The following is a 17,994-nucleotide window of genomic DNA, read 5'->3' on the forward strand; positions in this document are numbered from 1 at the left end:
ACCGTCTACTCGCAACCGGACTCAGGCGAACAATCAACTGCGGGCTCACCCGCCGTCAGCTCCCTTTCAACGTCGTCGCTGCTCTGGTCCAACTGGATAATGACGGCCGTATAGCCGACCCTCAACAGTTCGCCGAGCCGGTCGACCGAATTGACGACTACCGCGGGCCGTCCGGCGGTTTCCATTCCGGCCGGAGCGATCAGGCCCATGACGAGGCCGCTGGGCAAGATGATCTCGCCTTGACCTCCAATCACACCCCCTGCTGGGGCCAGAAACCGATCGTTGATGATCTGGCGCGCATCGGTATTGCCGCCCCCCACGACCGGCTGATCGTTGACGACGAAGGTGCCTCCTGAGTCGGTGCTGATTTGGCTGAAATTGCCGCTCACCTCGCCGCCCGGTGCGTTGACCGTGACGGCTCCGCCAGTCACCTGGACGTCGATCGGCGTGCTCGAGGTAAGGGCCACCGGCCCGCCCGAGTTGATCGAGCTGGTGACCGGCCCGGGCGCGGCAACGGAAACCGAGCCGCCGGCGCTGATCGTGCTCGAAACGCCTCCCGAACTCGAAACGACCGAAGCCGCTCCCGGCGTCGAGACGGACGCGCTCACCGGGCCTTGCGCCGTCACGGCAACCGCGCCGCCGGCCGTGATCGAGCCCGTGACGGCACCCTGTGTCGCGCTGACGTTCACCCCGCCGCCGGCATTGACCGTGCTCGACACACCCGTAGCCGAAGATATGCTGGCGGTCGTACCCGCATTCACCGCGGTACTGACCGCTCCGCTCGCGGCGATGCCCACCGCGCCTGTCGCGCTGATCGATCCGGTGACCGGACCGGAAGCGTTGACGCTGACCGCGCCGCCCGATTTGACTTGGCTGCTGACGGAGCCTTGGCTGGACGTAAGCTGCACGCCGCCACCCGCTGTCACGGTGCTCGACACGCCCGTCACCGAGGCGATGGTCGCGCTGTTGTTGGTCTTGACCGTAGTGCTAACGGGACCGGTCGCGGTCACGCCGACCGGGCCCGTCGCCGTGATCGAACCGGTGACCGGACCCACGGCATTGACACTGACCGTCCCACCCGAGGTGACTTGGCTATTCACCGCGCCTTGGCTCGAGCTCAGGCTCACGCCGCCGCCGGCGGTGACGTTGCTCGACACGCCTGCGACCGACGAGATGTTGGCGGTGGTCCCCGCAGTCACGGTCGTGCTGACCGCGCCGGTGGCGGTGACGCCCACCGCGCCGGTTGCGCTGATTGAACCGCTTACCGGTCCGCTGGCTGTCAGCGAAACGCTGCTCTGCGACGTGATCGCGCGCGACATCTCGCTGGAATAGGCTAGTACGACCGCGCCACCCGCCGTGATCGAACCCGCGCCGGAGCCGCCGGCGGTCAGGCTGACAGCGCCGCCAGCCACGATGGGCCCGCTTTCGCTTCCGGTGACCTGCGCCTTGACGTTCCCCAATGTGTCAAGCGTCTGCGAACTGAACACCTGGCTACCGCCTAGGACTGAAATGAAATCGCCCGCGAGCTTGACCGTTGCGGCGGAGAAATCGCCGCCGGTCACGCTCAGATCCCCGAGACGCACTTCGTTGCTACCAACGTTGCCCAGCACAATGTCGCCATCGCTCTGGGCACCGGTGCCGGTAACAAATGCGGCGCTTTGCAGCGCATTCTCCGTGCCGATCAAATGCGGCGCGATCAGGATCGCCCCATGCACCGCCGTGGTGTCGAACGTCGTCTGGGCCTGGGTCAGCCTTACCGTGGCATTTTCTCCCTTGGCGAAGCTCAAGCCGTTTGCGCGATAGGTGGCGCCGTTCAGGACCGTCTGCCGGGACGTAATGCTAACCGAGGCGAGACGCGTGTTTTCGCCCAGGGCGCCCAAGGCCGCCGCGTCCGCCACGAGCGCGAAGTCCGCGGTGCCGTCAATGGCGCCAAATGTCGCCGCGCCGCTTGAGGTGACTCTGGTCCCGCCGACGAGGGTGGTCGGACCCGCGACCGTGAAGCCGGTCGCTTGGTACGTACCTGCCAGTGCGGTCGCTCCATTGAAGCTCTGTACGCCACTCGTGGTTACACCGCTGGTGGCGATGCTGTTGCCGGTCGCTGCGAGGCTGGCGATGTTCGTCGCGCCGAGAGTCAGCGCGTTGCCGCTGAGCGTCAGGACGTATGCACCGCCGATAGTGCCGAGGGTGACGTTGCCGGTGGCTGCGAGGGTCGTCGCACCGCTCAGCGTGGTTGCGCCGGTGACGGCGAAGGTCGAAGCGCTATAAGCACCGTTGAGCGTGAGCGCGCCGGCGTAGTTCTGCGCGCCGCTTGTTGTCACGCCGCTGGTGGCGATGCTGTTGCCGGTGGCTGCGAGGCTGGCGATGTTGATCGCGCCGAGTGTCAGGCCTGTGCCGCTCAGGGTCAGTGCTTGAGCGCCCGTCACTGCACCCAGCGAGATGTTACCGGCAGTCGCGATGGCCGTCGCCCCGCCGAGCGTCGTCGCGCCGTCCGCATTGAAAGCGGATGCGCTGTAGTCGCCGTTGAGCGTGACCGGACCGGTATAGCTTTGCGCTCCCGTCGTAGTCACGCCAGCCGTTGCGATATTGCTGCCAGTCGCGGCCAGGCTGGCAATGTTGGTTGCGCCGAGAGCGACCTCGCCGCCGCCCAAGGTCAGCGAGTGCCCGCCGCCAATGCTACCGAGGGCGATGTTTCCGCCGGCTGCGACGGTCGTCGCACCGCCAAGCGTCGTCGTCCCGGCGACGGTGAAGGCAGAGGCGCGGTAGGCGCCGTTGAGGGTGGTGGCGCCCGTGTAGCTCTGCGCCCCGGTCGTATTCACACCCCCGGTCGCGATGCCTGTGCCGGTCGCTGCCAGACTGGCGATGTCCGTCGCGCCCAGCATCAGGCCGGTGCCGCTCAGGGTCAGTGATTGAGCGCCGGTCACTGCATTCAGCGAGATGTTGCCGCTCGCCGCGACGGTTGCCGCCCCGCCCAAGGTGGTGGCGCCGGTGACGGCGAAGGTCGAAGCTCTGTAGGCACCGTTGAGCGTGAGTGCGCCGGTGTAGCTTTGCGCTCCCGTCGTGGTCACGCCGGCCGTAGCGATATCGCTGCCGGTCGCGGCCAGGCTTGCGATATTCGTCGCGCCCAGGGTCAGCACTTTGCCGTTCAGGGTGAGGGCCTTGGCCCCGCCGATGCTGCCCAGAGCGATGTTGCCGCTCGCCGCGACGGTTGCCGCCCCGTCCAGGGTGGTGGCGCCGGCGACGGTGAAGGCCGAGGCGCTGTAAGCACCGTTGAGCGTGAGCGCGCCGGTGTAGCTCTGCGCGCCGGTCGTCGTCACGCCGCTGGTGGCAATGCTGCTGCCGGTCACGGCCAGACTGGCGATGTCCGTCGCGCCCAGGGTCAGCCCCTTGCCGGTGAGGGTCAGTGATTGAGCGCCGGTCACTGCACCCAGCGAGATGTTGCCGCCAGTCGCGACGGCCGTCGCCCCGCCGAGCGTCGTCGTCCCGACGACGGTGAAGGCAGAGGCGCTGTAGACGCCGTTGAGCGTGAGCACGCCGGTGTAGCTCTGCGCGCCGCTCGTGGTCACACCGCTGGTGGCAATGCTGCTGCCGGTCGCGGCCAGGCTGGCGATGTTCGTCGCGCCGAGAGTCAGCGCGTTGCCGCTGAGAGTCAGGGCGTGTGCACCGCCGATACTGCCGAAGGTGACGTTGCCGGTGGCTGCGACGGTCGTCGCACCGCCAAGCGTCGTCGTCCCGGCGACGGTGAAGGCAGAGGCGCTGTAGGCGCCGTTGAGTGTGACCGGACCGGTATAGTTTTGCGCTCCCGTCGTGGTCACGCCAGCCGTTGCAATATTGCTGCCGGTCGCGGTCAGGCTGGTAATGTTGGTTGCGCCGAGAGCGATCCCGCCGCCGCCCAAGGTCAGCGAGTGCCCGCCGCCAATGCTGCCGAACGCGATGTTGCCGCTGGCCGCGACGGTCGTCGCACCGCCGAGCGTGGTCGCGCCGTTCACCTTGAGCGCGGATGCACTGTAGCTGCCGTTGAGCTTGACGGGACCGGCGTAGTTCTGCGCGCCACTCGTGGTCACGCCGCTGGTGGCGATGCTGTTGCCGGTCGCTGCCAGGCTGGCGATGTTCGTCGCGCCGAGAGTTAGGGCATTGCCGTTAAGGTTCAGCGACTGCGCGCCACCGATGCTGCCGAGGGCGATGTTTCCGGTGGCTGCGATGGACGTCGCCCCGCCGAGCGTGGTCGCGCCGTTCACCTTGAACGTGGATGCACTGTAGCCACCGTTGAGCGTGACGGGACCGTCGTAGTTCTGCGCGCCGGTCGTCGTCACGCCGCCGGTCGCGATGCTGTTGCCGTTCGCAGCCAGACTGGCGACGTTGGCGGCGCCAACCGTCAGCCCCTTGCCGGTGAGGGTCAGTGATTGAGCGCCGGTCACTGCACCCAGCGAGATGTTGCCGGCAGTCGCGACGGCCGTCGCCCCGCCGAGCGTGGTCGCGCCGTTCGCATTGAACGCGGATGCGCTGTAGTCGCCATTGAGGGTGACCGGACCGGTATAGCTTTGCGCTCCCGTCGTGGTCACGCCGGCCGTAGCGATATCGCTGCCGGTCGCGGCAAGGCTTCCGATGTTCGTCGCGCCGAGAGTCAGCGCGTTGCCGCTGAGAGTCAGGGCGTGTGCACCGCCGATACTGCCGAAGGTGAGGTTGCCGCCGGCTGCGATGGTCGTCCCACCGCCGAGCGTGGTCGCGCCGTTCGCCTTGAACGCGGATGCACTGTAGGCGCCGTCCAGCGTGAGCGCGCCGGCGTAATTCTGCGCGCCGGTCGTCGTCACGCCACTGGTGGCGATGTGGGCGCCCGTCGCGGCCAAGCTGGCGATGTTGGTCGCACCTAGCGTCAGGCCGGTGCCGCCGAGGGTCAGTGATTGAGCGCCGGTCACTGCACCCAGCGAGATGTTTCCGTTGTTCGCGGCGATGCTCGTGGCGCCCGCCAGCGTCAGAGGACCCGCAGCGGTGAAGTTGCCGGTCGCCAGCGTGAGATTGCCTATCAGGCTGTTGCCTGCCGTGGTTGCGTCGAGCGCCAGTCCATCGAGCACGACGGTGCCGAAGTTCAGCGAGCGCGTGCCTGCGAGCGTCGCGGTTTCGGGATAAGTGCCCGAGGCGACGTTGATCGTGTCGCCGTTTGCCGAACTGTCGAAGGCCGCCTGCAACGAAAGCGCGCGCTGGCCGCCACCCATGAGCGTGCCATGACCGACATAGAAGTTGCGGTCGTTGGCCGAGCCTGTCCAGCCCTGCACCACGCTCGCTCCCGGCACCCCGAGGCCGACAGCGTAATCGTAGGCCGCCTGCGCCGCTTTCTGGAAGTAGGTGAATTGCGCACCGTCCGGTCGATGCGCGGGGTTCCGCACGGTGTAGCCGTAGCCCGGCAACGAAATCGTCCCGGGAGCCGTGAGCGTGGAGGAGGCTCGGAGGTGGACGCCGTTGGCTTCGCCGAAGGTGTTGCTGGCTTCGATGACGACGTCGTTGAGCTGCTGGTTGCTGCCTCCATTGGCGATGTCGTTCGTCTGGTAAAGCGCGAGACCCCCTCCGGCATTGCCTGAGGTGGTGCTGTTGCGCACGACGACATTGGCGCTGTCGGTGATCGCGATGCCGGTTCCGGCGATCGCGCCGGTCACGTTCACGCCGTCGATCGTCGCGCCGACGACGGCACTGAGGTCTAGGCCGGTCCTGCGCGTGCCTACGACGGCGACGTTGTTGATCGCAAAGCCCGTGTTGCGCTCATTGACCCCGCCGCCGGATTCGACCTTGATGCCGTATGCGGTGTCGGTCGCTGCCGCAGATCCGTTGAGCGAGAAGCCGCTCAGCGCGACATTGTCCGCATGAACGCGGATGCCGTAACTGTCTTGCCCTCTGGCATCGAGGATCGTCACCCCCTCGCCCTGGCCCACCACATCGATGTCTTTGGTTAGAAACAGCGTTCCGGTGAGCGTGTGCGTGCCGGCCGAGAGGTTCAGCGTGTCGCCGTTGCTGCCGAGCGCCACGGCGCGCAGCGCGGCGTCGGTGCCCGAGTCGGTGGTGACGTAGAGCTGCCCGGCGGAGACGCGCGCGAGGCCGGCGCCGCCGAGGTCGATGCCGTGGGTGATCAGGTCCTCGACCGAGAAGGCCTGCGCAAGACTGAGGTTGCTGGCCAGCGTGCCGTTGAACGAAACCCCGGTCAGGTCGAGCCCATCCGGGCTGCGCCAGACGATGTGGCGAAGTGTGTCGGGGCCGGCGACGAAGTTGTTGCCCGCTCCGAAGCTGATTGTCCCGGCGCCGGAAAGGTTGCCGGGCAGGTAGATCGCATAGGCATTGTTGGTGAAGGTGTTGCCGGTGAAGTTGGTCACGCCGGGCAAACCGCGACCCGGCTCGACCGCGAATACCTGATTGTTGCCGGTGAAGGTGTTGCCGGTGACGTTGAGCACGGCCGTGCCGCGGGTCATCAGCACGGCGCCGTAGGCCGACTCGCTGGCGGGGTTGAACCCGCTGGTCCCAACGCCGCTGACATTATTTCCGGCGAAGTCGACCTGGTTGGCGTTGAACGCCTTGAAGATCGCGCCGAACGAATTGGTCGCGTTGCCGATGTTGCGAACAGTATTACCGGAGAACGCGATATTCGGGAGCGTGATGGCGCCGCTCTGCTGGCGGAAGGCGATGTGCCCGATCGTGTTGTCGATCAGGTTGTTCGAGAACACCCCGCTGGTGATCTGCGCGCCGTCGTTGCCGCCCGCGCCGCTGCGCGTGTCGAACGCCGCCCAGCCGCGGATGTTGAGGAACTCAGAGCCGGTGATCGAGATCGCGCCGCCGATCTGTCCCCCGATCAAGCCGTGACGGTTGGTGACGTTCTGCCCGTCGATACGTACGCCGGAGAGTGTGAGCCCGTTGATCGCACCGCTGTTGCCGATCACGCTCGTGCCGTTCGCGGACCCGCTGACGGCGAAATTGCGCAATACGACGTTGTCGAGCGCACCGCTCAGCAGCATGCCCCCTGTGATCGACGTGGCGTTCATGCCCGCGCCCGAAAGGCTCAGTGACTTGTCGATCGCAACGGCTTCACCGTAAGTCCCCGCACCGACGTTGACGGTGCCGCCAGTCCGCACGTCGCGAATAGCCGAGTTGATCGAGAGGCCGTCGACCACAGTGAAAACGTTGCTGAGTCCGGTGCCGGTGTAGCCTTCGATGGAGCTGGCGCTGGCCGTGCCGACCGCCTTGGCGAAGCCGGCCGCATCGGTCAGCGACGTGCGATAGAAGATGAACTGCCCGTCCAGATTGTCCGGACGGTGGTCGGTGTTCCGCACCGCATAATTAAAGCCGGTCAGATTGAGCTGCCCGAAGTCCTGGGTGGTCGATTCGAGCTGGCTGAACACCCCGATCGATTCCTCGAACGTATTCTGCGAGGCGTCGATGTTGATGTTGGTCGTCTCGCCGTTGTAGGCGTTCGGTTTGTTAGCCTGGTAGAGCGCCACGCTGCCCCAGGCGTTGCCCAGCGTATGGACCCCGGTCAGGGTGATGTTCGAGCTGTCGGTGATCTGGACCCCGGCGCCGGCCGTCTCGGCATTGTTGGCGACCCGGCGCCCGTCGGCCGTGAAATTGCTGATCGTGGCCCCGACCACGCCGTTGAGATCGAGCTCCGCGCGCATCGAGCCCCGCACGGTCACGTTGTCGATGGCGAAGTTGTACAGCCGCTGGTTGGGCGAATAGGCGCCGCCGGAGGAATTCGGCTGGACCTTGATGCCGTAGTTGCTCGCCCCGCTGTCCGCACCGTAGAGCGTGAAGTTACTCAGGCTGACGTTGTCCGCCTGCACTTGCATCGTACCGAGCCCCGCGCCCACACCGCGACCATCAAAGATGACGCCCGATTGCGATTGACCCACCAGATTCAAGCTTCGGGTAATCGACACCGGCGTGCTGCCGATGTTGTACGTGCCGTCGAGCATGCGCACCGTGTCGCCGGCGAGCGCCCGATCGATCGACGCCTGGACACCGCGGGTAATGCGAATGTCGTCGTAGGACTCGCCGCCATCGCTGACGAGCACTCCGCGCGCCTCGTCCGTTTCTCCCTGGTACGCCAGCACTGCGCCGCCGACGAACGTATTGCCGTTGCCACGGAAGATGCCGTCCCAGTCGAGCGCAGAGGTCAATATCCCTGTGGTGCGCACGGGGATGTCGACCCCGGTAAAGACATTTCCCCCCACCGACACCGCACCGCTGGTGAGCTGCTGCCAGGCAATCGAGGGCATCCGCCCTTGGATCTGGAAGCCCCGCCTGCCTGCGAGCCCATCTCCAAAGAGCTGGTTCCCGGTGAATTGGCGATTCGATGCATCCGTGGCGCGTCCTACGCCGCCACCGACCACGACCATCGCACTGACGGTAGTTCCGCCGTGCAAGATGTTGTCCGCCAGTGTGAAGCTCTCGACCCGCGGCGTCCCCGGCTCCTCGAAATCGCTGATGTAGAAATTGGCGGCTGTCGCGTTGGCGCGGTTGTCGATGACCGAATTGCGCAAGGTGAAGTTGTTGCCGACGACTTCGAGTGTCTTGTTGGTTCCGCCGGCGGCAGGGCGAAAGCCGAGCCCTTCGATCGTGACGTTCGATCCCGAGACGAAGTGCTGCGCCCCGAATCCCGCCTGGTACATCGCCGTTATATAGGCCGCGACATCCTCGGCGCGCGAAATGGGCTGCCAGCTGCTGTCGACGCCTTGGATCGTGAGGTTGTCTTTCGGCACGTGAAGCCCGAATTGCTGGCTTCCACTCCCTCCAAAGGTACCGACGCCAGTCACCCCTTCGGTGTACTCCCCCGGTAAGACGAACACGGTGCCGCCCGTCACGACGGCATTCACGCCGGCTTGCACGCTAGCCAGCGGGCTTAGCCGGCTTCCCTGTGTTACGCTGCCACCGGTGGGGGATACGTAAGCACCCGTGCGGTTCGCCGCGGAATAGGCGATGTTCTGCACCGACATGCCGTTGTTGGCATCGCGCAGCCCGAGCAGGCGCTGCTGCTCGGCGAGGCTGGCAGCGCCGAGCACGCCCACGGGCAAACCGCCCACGAGGCTGGTGCTCGGATTGATCGTCACCCCGTTCGGCTGGAGGATACCGTTGAGGTGGACGTTGATGCCCCACTCGTTGCCAATGGAGCCTTCGAAATTGCCGCCCAGCGCGACATTCGAGCCGTCGGTGTACTGAACCGAGATCGCGCTCTTGGTGTTGTCGATGCGGTTGCCGGTGACGACGGCGTTCAGGTTCCTCCCGTCGACGATCACGCCGGTGCGGATGTCGTGGACGTTGTTGCCCGTCACCGTCGCGTTGTCGGCGCCGTTGTGGACGAACACCCCGCGCGAGTTGGTGCCGCCCCAATTAAAGCTCGTGTAAGCCGAGGTCGCCGGGCCGAAGACCTCGAGGTTCCGGACGGTGACGTTGTCGCCCCACACGTCGATGGCGTTCTCGATCCCGCTGACCCAGCCGACTCGCGCCGCGCCCTGGCCGTCGAGCATGACGTTGCTCGCGGTGAGCGAGACGCCGGGCCGATAGAGTCCCGAGCCGAGGTTTATCGTCGTTGCGTCGACCTGGCCGCCGATGACGCCGAGCGCATCGTTGATCCAGTTTTGGCCGGTCGCGAGGGTATCGGCGACCGCGCCGCCCGCATTGACATTGAGCGTCAGGTTGCCGTCGATGTCGAGATCGCCGGTGCCGTAAATGCGGCTGCCGCTCAGCACCAGGTCGCCCCGTCCGGAGATGTCCGAGGTGAGCTGAACGTCGCTGCCCGTCGCATCGAGCACGATCGTGTTGCCGTCCAGCCGCGCCGAGCCGACCGGCAGGACGCCCGTGCGGATCGTCTGGTCGAGCAGCGCGCTGGCCTGCCGTGCGGAGAGCTGGATCTGTCCCCCGCCGGCGAACACGCTGCCGAGGTTCTGGACCAGTGGGCTGGCAGCGCCGACATCGATCTGCAGCAGCCCGTCATTGGCCAGATCGAGCGTGAAGGCCGTCCCCGCGCCGAGCTGAACCCGGCCCGCGGTGGCGGTGATCGTGCCGCTGTTGCGCACGCTTGGCGCCACGAGGGCGCCAAGCCCCGCATTCGCCACAGAGATGCTGGCGCCCGCTGAAACGACAATTTCGCCGCCGTTCGCGCCGGTAATGCCGAGCAGGTTGCCGCCCGCCATGAATGCGGTGTCATCGATCTTACCGGTGGAAGCGATCAGGCCGCCGACGTTGACGTCCGCGGTCCCCGCGAACAGCACGCCGTTGGAATTGAGCACGGCGACGATACCGTTGGCCGTCAGCTTGCCGGCGATAAGCGAAGGTGCGGTGCCGCCGATCACGCGGTTGAGCGCAATCGCGGAAGCGCTCGGCTGCGTGAAAGCGACTTCGGCATTCTGGCCGATGTCGAAGCTGTTCCACTCGATCACCGCGCGGCTCGAAGCCTGGATGACGTCGAGCTTGGCCGCAGACGAGGGAGAGCCGATCGTTGCCGAGCCCGCCACCACATTGCCGCCGGTCGGCAGGGTATCGACGGTCTGGGCCATGGCCGGATTGGCAGTTATCAGCGCGAGGAATCCTCCCGACACCAACAGCGCGGTTCGGTATTTCCGCATTGCGCGGTGGTCTCTCGATGCGGACGCGGCACAGGCATTGCTCATTTCAATCTCCACCGACATCTCCCGCCAGCGACGGGCTCACCGCGGTCAATAGGCAGCGCTGAAAGACACAAACGCCCGCCCGTCCCGGTCACCATTTGCGGCAACGTCGCGATCGAAAGGCTTGGCGTATTCGATCGACGCAGCGACGCCGCCCGCGAAGCTTAGGCGGACTCCCGCGCCGAGCGATTCAAGGCTCGCGCGGAGCGCCTCGCCCGGCAATGCATCGTTCTGCTGCACCTGGCCGCCTTCGTAATAGACGAAAGGCTCGACGGCCCCGGACCGGAACGCAGGATGAGTGTAAAACAGCTCGACCTTGCCGGCGAAGCCCTCGTCCCCGGTGATCTCGGAGGGGTCGAACGCACGTCCGAACTGCGTGCCGCCCAGGCCGAACTCCTCGGAGGCGAGCAGGCTGTCGTGGCTCGCCTGTGCCGCTCCACCGAGCAGGAGGTGCAGCCCGCCATACAGGCGCTGCACCCATTCGGTTTCGACATTGACGCGGGTAAACTGGCCCGACGCGGTGGCGCGCGACTTGGCCGGATCGGCGGCCTCTGTCGCGCCGAGTACATCGAGTCCGCGCGTGATCGAAAGCCGCAACGTGAGATGTGCGCCCCACGGCGTCGCCTGGTTGGCGATCGCCTCCGCACTTAGCGTCCGGGTCTTGTCGCGGAAGATCGGATCGAGGGCGAGATTGAATGATTGGCTGTCGCGCACGGTAAACGTCAGGCGTCCCAACAGGTTAGCATCGCGGCTGCGTATCAGCGGGTATTGTAGGGTTGCGCCTCCGGTCAGGCTCTTGCCTTCGAGTCCCAAAGCGCGAAGTTCGCCGCCCGGCCGCGTGCGGACGTAACTGACGAAGGTCCCGGCGCGCAGACCCGATCCGCCGATCGGCTGGTCGTAGGTCGTTGAAAGGAAACCCAGTTCGCCTCCGTGATCGGGCGCGGCGACGCCGGTAATCGCCAGCCTCTCGCCGCCCCCGAGAAGATCGTTGAGCACCATGCCGCCGTAAATCTGCAGTGGGCCGAGCCACCGCGACCCTCGATTGTCGAACGCAACAAAGCCTTCGAGCGGTCGCCTATTGACCACCAGGCTGAGGTCGGCGGCGCCCGCGATGTCCGGGGACGGCGCCAATACGGCCCGCACCTCCACTCCCTCCAAGTCGCGCGCGAGCAACAAGGCTCGGGCGAGGTCGTCGCCCGTCGTCGGCCGTCCGCCGCGAACCGGCGCGAGATAGGCATCGAGGAAGGGACGATAGCCGCCCGCCTTTCCTTCGATCGTGGTCCGGTCGATGAAGCCCTCGACGATCTGGATCGTGAGCACGCCGCCTTCGATGCGCTGCGGCCCGACGATGGCGCGCGAAAGCACGAAGCCGCGGCGGCGGTATTCGGCCGTTACTTCCTCCGCCAGGCGGAACACTTCCGACAACGGCATTTCGCGCCCTAGGTATGGAGCGGCCAGCGCCTCGAGCGCTTCAGGCGGGACAGCGCTCGCGCCTTCGAAACGGACGGCGGTGAGCGTGACGGAGAGGCCGCTGTCCGGCACCGCAGCCTGGAACTGCACCTCTGGCAGATCGATCGCCCCGACCGGTGGAACATCCGGACGAGCGCGCAGCCGCTCGTCCACCCGTCCGGGATCGGTAGTCTGCTGCGCAAAGGCTATCGATGAATGGATCGCGGCCGCCATTAACCACAGCCAAGATCGTCCAGACTTCATGCCACGTCCCCCGGGCCTGGCGGACCCGACACAAAGCTTAAGGGGAATTAAGCATCCAGTATGCGCGGAGGACTACTTAACGTGATCGCGGGCGATGCCCCGAGCTTCGGACCCTCCGCCAGGCAGCAGACATTGGAGGAGTGCTGGCGGAGCGGAATACCCCTATGCTCGCAGGCGCGACACGGCGGTGCCCTCCCGACATGAGGAGAAGTGTTCCGAATCCGGATCAGGGCTCTCCGATATCGCCTTCAAGTGGATGCTGGGCGACGCTCGGGCACCTCCGGCCGCTTCGTATCGAGGTTTCCAAGTTCAACATCATTCCTTCCGCGGTAGCGATATCGCCATCGCGTGAGTAATCGAGGTGCCTGTGGAGGTGGCGTGCACCAAGATGAACTTCTGAAGTGACTTCATTCGCCCGAATCTGAACACCGCTCGTTCTCGTCGTCGGAACGGCAGGTGACCGTCTCTAGACCGGTTGTCGGCCCTGCGGCGGACCTCCTGCTTCTCGACAGGCCGTTACTCACTGCCCTACGAGTGAAGTTTGTAGAAATGTCGCCGTGGCTCCTGCCGGCAAATACTCTGCGAACCGGCTTTGGCGGTCCACAACTTTTCGGGTCAGTCTGAATGAGCAAGCGATCACAACTGCAGTCCCGAGGGCCGGCCAAACCTGATCAAGTCCAGCGCTCCACCTCCGGGGAGCCGGTCGCCCGATCACCAGCCGGAACGTTCCTCGGGGTTGCCAATGGGGTCGCCCGATGGCTGGGAATCCCATACGCCAGACCGCCGATCGGAGAGCTGCGCTGGCGGCCGCCTGTGGCCCTCGAGGAAACCGAGGCAAAAGTCCTCGCCGACCGTTTTGGGCCGTCCTGCGTGCAGACCGAGCTGCACTCGCAAGCCTGTCCGATCTATCGCGAACACTTCGCTTTGCAGGACGAGAACTGCCTTACCCTCAACATATGGGCTCCAGCGGACGCAACCGATGCGGCGGTGCTGGTCTGGATACACGGCGGGGCGCTGCATTACGGCGGAAGCGCTTCGCCCATGCTCGACGGCAAGCGGCTTGCCGCGGAGGGCCTCGTCGTCGTCACGATCAACTATCGCCTCGGAGTTTTCGGGTTTCTTGCCCACGAGGAACTCAGCGCGGAGTCGCCCGACGGCGTTTCCGGCAACTATGGCCTGCTCGATCAAGTGGCGGCACTGAAATGGGTGAAGCGCAACATCGCAGGGTTCGGTGGTAATCCCGACAACGTCACCGTGGCTGGCCAATCTGCCGGGGCGCTCTCGATCATGTGCCTGATGGGTGCGCCGGATGCGCGGCCCCTGTTCCACAAGGCGATCCTGCAGAGCCCCTACATGATTTCGCTGCCGTCCTTGAGCTGCGAGCGGCACGGGCACCCTTCGGCAGAATCGGCCGGCGGCCAGTTCGCCCGCCGTATAGGCGCGAGCAGCGCTGCGGAGTTGAGAAGCTTGCCGGCGCATGAGCTTGTCCGGCAAGCCGCCGGAGCAGGTTTTCTCCCCTTGGCCGACGGTTGACGGAAATGTGATTCCTCGCCAGCTCGTCGAAACATTCGCACGGGGCCAGCAGACGAACATACCCGTCATCGCGGGTTTCAACGGCGGGGAGATAAGGTCGTTGCGCCGCCTGCTACCCCCACCGCCTGGTTCGGCGCAGGACTACGTAGATCGCATTCGCGCTGCCTATGGCGAGTTGTCCGAGGGCTTCTTGCGTGAATATCCCGCGTCAGACCTCGATGAAAGCATGCTCGCCGCCACGCGCGACGCGATGTACGGATGGAGCGCGCAGACGGTTGCCACGGCGCAGGGCCGGCTTGGCGCGGCGTCCTTTCTCTACCTGTTCGATCACGGCTATCCGGCGGCCGAGGCAGCTGGGCTGAAGTCGTTTCACGGCGCAGAATTGCCATTCCTGTTCGGCACGATGCGCACAACGCCCCCCGAATGGCCGGCCATTCCCGATACGCAGGAGCAGCAGCTGCTGTCGGAAGCAATGATCGAGTACTGGAGCACGTTTGCGAAGACAGGCCGCCCCGAATCCGAAGCGGGACCTCAATGGCCAAATTACATGACCAGCCAGCAACACATGCTGTTCGATTGCAAGTCCAAGATCGGAGGCAGCGTGCTCGACGAGCGCTTTGCCATACACGGCGAAACTGTCAACAGAAGGCGCCGGGAGGGTGATACTCCGTGGCATTGGAACGTCGGTTTTGCGTCTCCCCTGCGAGGCGAGGACCGCTGAGGGCGAGCCTTCGGCTCGCTTCCCGCGGTATGGGACACGGAAGGTTTGCAACGCATCTTGCGTTCCGTTATTCGCTATCTTGAGAGTTAACTAATAAGAGGTTGATCATGAGTGAGGGAATCTTGGCCGGGCGTGTGGCGATCGTGACGGGAGGTGGAAACGGGCTTGGCCGAAGCCATGCTCTCGAACATGGACGCCAAGGTGCCTGTGTCGTGGTGAACGACCTGGACGAGGATTCTGCCTGCTCGGTGGCTGCCGAGATCGAGCGTGCAGGCGGCCAGGCGATGCCCTTTGCCTGCTCGGTGACGGACGAAGCGGCGGTCGAAGCCATGACGGCAGCGATCCTCGACCGTTGGGGACGCATCGACATCCTCGTCAACAATGCCGGAATCCTGAGGGATAAGAGCTTTGCCAAGATGGACCTGGCTGACTTTCGCCTCGTCGTTGATGTCCACCTGATGGGTGCGGTGATCTGCACCAAGGCGGTGTGGGAGACGATGCGGGTGCAGAGATATGGCCGCATTGTCATGACGACGTCGTCATCCGGACTGTACGGGAACTTCGGACAGGCCAATTACGGCGCGGCAAAAATGGCGCTCGTCGGCCTGATGCAGACGCTCGCCATCGAGGGCGAGAAGTATGGCATTCGCGTAAACTGCCTCGCTCCGACGGCGGCGACGCAGATGACCGGGGGTATTCTCTCGGAAGGAGCACTCGCCGCGCTCGATCCCGCCCTGGTAAGCCCCGGGCTCGTCCACCTTGTCAGCGACAATGCACCGACCCGGGCGATCCTGTGCGCAGGCGCAGGGCACTTCGCGGCGGCGCACATAACCCTCACGGAGGGGCGCACGCTGGGACGCGGGCCCCATACCGCCGCCGAAGTGGCACGGCAATGGGACGGGATCAGCGCGCGTGAGGGCGAGATCGTGCCGGATCGCGGCTTCATCCAGGGGGAGCGGGAGATCGTCGCGGCCGGTGGCGACTCCGACATCTTCGCTGGGGCTGATTGACGAAACCGTTCCGGAAAGCACCTTCTCGAATTACCTTCACTCACACGAGAACGAGTATTGAAACCTCCGTGCGCATCTGTCATCAGGATCACAAGCGCCGGAGCGCGCTGATGTCCAAGGAGAGGGAAAATGAGAGGCGCAGGTATTCTTTTCGGTGTGTCGACAGCAGCCCTGGCCTGGTCGGCCCCGGCCATGGCGCAGGACGCGACCGACGATCAGACGGCTAACGCGGCCGAGGCCGAAATCGTCGTCACGGCCACGCGCCGCGCCGAGAACCTGATGCAGACCGCGATTTCCGGCTCGGTCCTGACTGGCGACGACCTGGCCAACAGGGGCGTCGTCAACGTCGATGCCCTGCAGTTCGCGACCCCTAGCATCGTGGTCAACAACTTCGGCCAGGGCAACGACTTCAACGTCCGCGGTATCGGCAAGGCCGAGCACAACACGCAGACGACGACCGGCGTCATCACCTACCGTGACGGCGTGCCGACGTTCCCAGGCTACTTCCAGGGGGAGCCCTATTACGACGTCGCCAACATCCAGGTCCTGCGCGGCCCGCAGGGGACTATCGTCGGGCAGAACGCTACCGGCGGCGCCGTCTTCGTGAACAGCAACGAACCCGTGATCGGCGGCGGCGTGCACGGGTATATCCAGGCGAGCATTGGCAACTATGACGAGTTGGGCGGCCAGTTCGCCGTCAACGTGCCGGTAAGCGACACCTTCGCCGCCCGCTTCGCCTTCTACGGCCAGCGCCGCGACGGCTTCTACAACATCACCGGACCGGGCGGCAGCAAATCGAAGGAAAACAACGACCTGGGGATTGCGGCCGGCCGCATCAGCTTCAAGTGGGAGCCTTCGGCCAATTTCACCCTGCTGTCGATGACCGACCTCGATTACCTCGACTTCGGCGCCTACCCGGCCAATCCATACTACCAATCGTTTGAGACACTGCCGAACGGCGCGCCCAACCCGACCTACACCGACCTGTTCGACATCAGCGCCAACGCGCCGATGAGCGCCCGCGACAAGTTCTTCCGCTCTATCCTCAAGGCCGAATACACGACCGACGGCGGCTACAGGTTCCGCTCGATCTCCTCTATCCAGCGGGGCAATACGCAGTACGAGGCCGATCTCGACGGCACGTCATCAGACTTTAATAACCCGATCACCGGCGCCCCGGTGGCGAGCCAGTACTTCTACGACACCGTCAACGAGCACCAGTACACTCAGGAATTCAATATCATCTCGCCCGACGACCGGCGTTTCACCTGGCTTCTCGGCGCGTTCGGCGTGTGGAACAACTACTATTTCCCCGCCCCCTTCTCGAACTTCGTGATCGATGTCGCCTATCCGTTCAACCTCGTCGCCGCGCAGTACAACCTCAAGGGCTACAACAAGACCCGCTCGCTCGCCGCGTTCGGCCAGGTCGGGTTCCAGATCACCCCGGCGCTCAAGCTCGAGGTCGGCGGGCGCTACACCGCGAGCCGTTCGACGAACCTCGTCGACGTCCGCCAGTACGGAACCCCGCTGCTGTCGGACCAGACGGTCAAGTCGGACAACTTCTCCTACAAGGCGTCGCTCGGCTGGGAGGCTTCGCCCACCCAGTACGTCTACGGCTTTGTCGCCACCGGCTTCCGACCGGGCGGGCTGAACCTCCCGGTCGGCCTGGGCGACCCGCCGCCGTTTAAGTCCGAGAAAGTCACCTCTTACGAAGCCGGGTGGAAGGGTGAATTTGCCGACGGGCACCTGCGCACGACTCTGACCGGGTTCTACAACCGGTACGAGAAATTCCAGGTGATCATCGGCTATCCCACCTTCCCGACCTTCGGGATCGAACTCAACGTCGAGGATCCAACCACGATCTACGGTGTGGAAGCCGAACTCGAAGCGCATTTCGGCGGCCTGCGGGTCAGCGCCGGCGTCAACGCGCTGAAGAGCTCGCTCGGCGAGTTCTACGCCAGCGACCCGCGCCGCCCGGCGACCGGCGCCTGCGACCCCCTGACGGGGGGACCGGGTGCGAACTGCATCGCCCTCGAAGGCCGCGACCAGACATACGCGCCCAATTTCACGTTCAACTTCGCGGCCGAGTACGAAATTCCACTTGGCGACACGGCAAAGTTGACCCCGCGCGTCAACTTTGGCCACATAGCCGCGCAATGGGCGACCCTGTTCGAAGACCGCGCGCTCGGCGATCGGCTCGAATCCCGCAATATTCTCAACGCTCAGCTCGAATGGCGCCGCGGCGGGCTTGCCGTAACCGCTTACGCGACCAACCTGACCGATCAGCATTACCCGGGAGCGCTCAACAGCGGCCTCTACTTTGCCGGGGCTCCGCGCCAGTACGGCATCAAGGTGATGAAGGTCTTCTGAGGTTCTAAGG

Annotated in this window: 6 protein-coding genes; 4 read left to right on the plus strand and 2 right to left on the minus strand. The window is 65.2% G+C overall.

Annotated features, from left to right (window positions below; translation table 11 throughout):
• Nucleotides 1–5: 5 nt before the first annotated feature.
• Both Q7I88_RS13215 and Q7I88_RS13220 read right to left on the minus strand, forming a co-directional pair.
• Complete coding sequence (locus tag Q7I88_RS13215) at nt 6–10,595, minus strand: filamentous hemagglutinin N-terminal domain-containing protein (protein WP_305096379.1); 10,590 nt, start codon at nt 10,593–10,595, stop codon at nt 6–8.
• Nucleotides 10,596–10,685: 90 nt separating this feature from the next.
• Complete coding sequence (locus Q7I88_RS13220) at nt 10,686–12,320, minus strand: ShlB/FhaC/HecB family hemolysin secretion/activation protein (protein ID WP_305096380.1); 1,635 nt, start codon at nt 12,318–12,320, stop codon at nt 10,686–10,688.
• Nucleotides 12,321–12,974: 654 nt separating this feature from the next.
• On the opposite strand from Q7I88_RS13220, the gene Q7I88_RS13225 reads away from it, so the two are divergent.
• From Q7I88_RS13225 to Q7I88_RS13240, 4 genes are all read left to right on the plus strand, one after another.
• Nucleotides 12,975–13,883: a carboxylesterase family protein gene (locus tag Q7I88_RS13225; protein WP_305096381.1), complete on the plus strand. Its 909-nt coding sequence runs from the start codon at nt 12,975–12,977 to the stop codon at nt 13,881–13,883.
• Entirely contained in the window at nt 13,828–14,604 is a 777-nt protein-coding gene (locus tag Q7I88_RS13230; RefSeq protein ID WP_305096382.1) for a carboxylesterase family protein, read from the plus strand. Before Q7I88_RS13225 ends, Q7I88_RS13230 begins: the two co-directional genes overlap by 56 nt.
• 107 nt (nt 14,605–14,711) lie before the next feature.
• Nucleotides 14,712–15,614, plus strand: a complete 903-nt coding sequence (locus Q7I88_RS13235) for an SDR family NAD(P)-dependent oxidoreductase (RefSeq protein ID WP_305096383.1) — start codon at nt 14,712–14,714, stop codon at nt 15,612–15,614.
• Between the two features lie 129 nt (nt 15,615–15,743).
• Nucleotides 15,744–17,984 carry a TonB-dependent receptor gene (locus Q7I88_RS13240; RefSeq protein ID WP_305096384.1) on the plus strand — a complete coding sequence of 747 codons (2,241 nt, stop codon included), beginning with the start codon at nt 15,744–15,746 and terminating at the stop codon, nt 17,982–17,984.
• Nucleotides 17,985–17,994 lie beyond the last annotated feature (10 nt).

Source organism: Croceibacterium aestuarii, assembly GCF_030657335.1.
GTDB classification, from domain to species: domain Bacteria; phylum Pseudomonadota; class Alphaproteobacteria; order Sphingomonadales; family Sphingomonadaceae; genus Croceibacterium_B; species Croceibacterium_B aestuarii.

Coding starts and splice junctions, on each gene's coding strand:
- Q7I88_RS13215 (WP_305096379.1), bottom strand. CDS start 10,595: ATGCGGAAATACCGAACCGCGCTGTTGGTGTCGGGAGGATTCCTCGCG.
- Q7I88_RS13220 (WP_305096380.1), bottom strand. CDS start 12,320: ATGGCGGCCGCGATCCATTCATCGATAGCCTTTGCGCAGCAGACTACC.
- Q7I88_RS13225 (WP_305096381.1), top strand. CDS start 12,975: ATGAGCAAGCGATCACAACTGCAGTCCCGAGGGCCGGCCAAACCTGAT.
- Q7I88_RS13230 (WP_305096382.1), top strand. CDS start 13,828: ATGAGCTTGTCCGGCAAGCCGCCGGAGCAGGTTTTCTCCCCTTGGCCG.
- Q7I88_RS13235 (WP_305096383.1), top strand. CDS start 14,712: ATGAGTGAGGGAATCTTGGCCGGGCGTGTGGCGATCGTGACGGGAGGT.
- Q7I88_RS13240 (WP_305096384.1), top strand. CDS start 15,744: ATGAGAGGCGCAGGTATTCTTTTCGGTGTGTCGACAGCAGCCCTGGCC.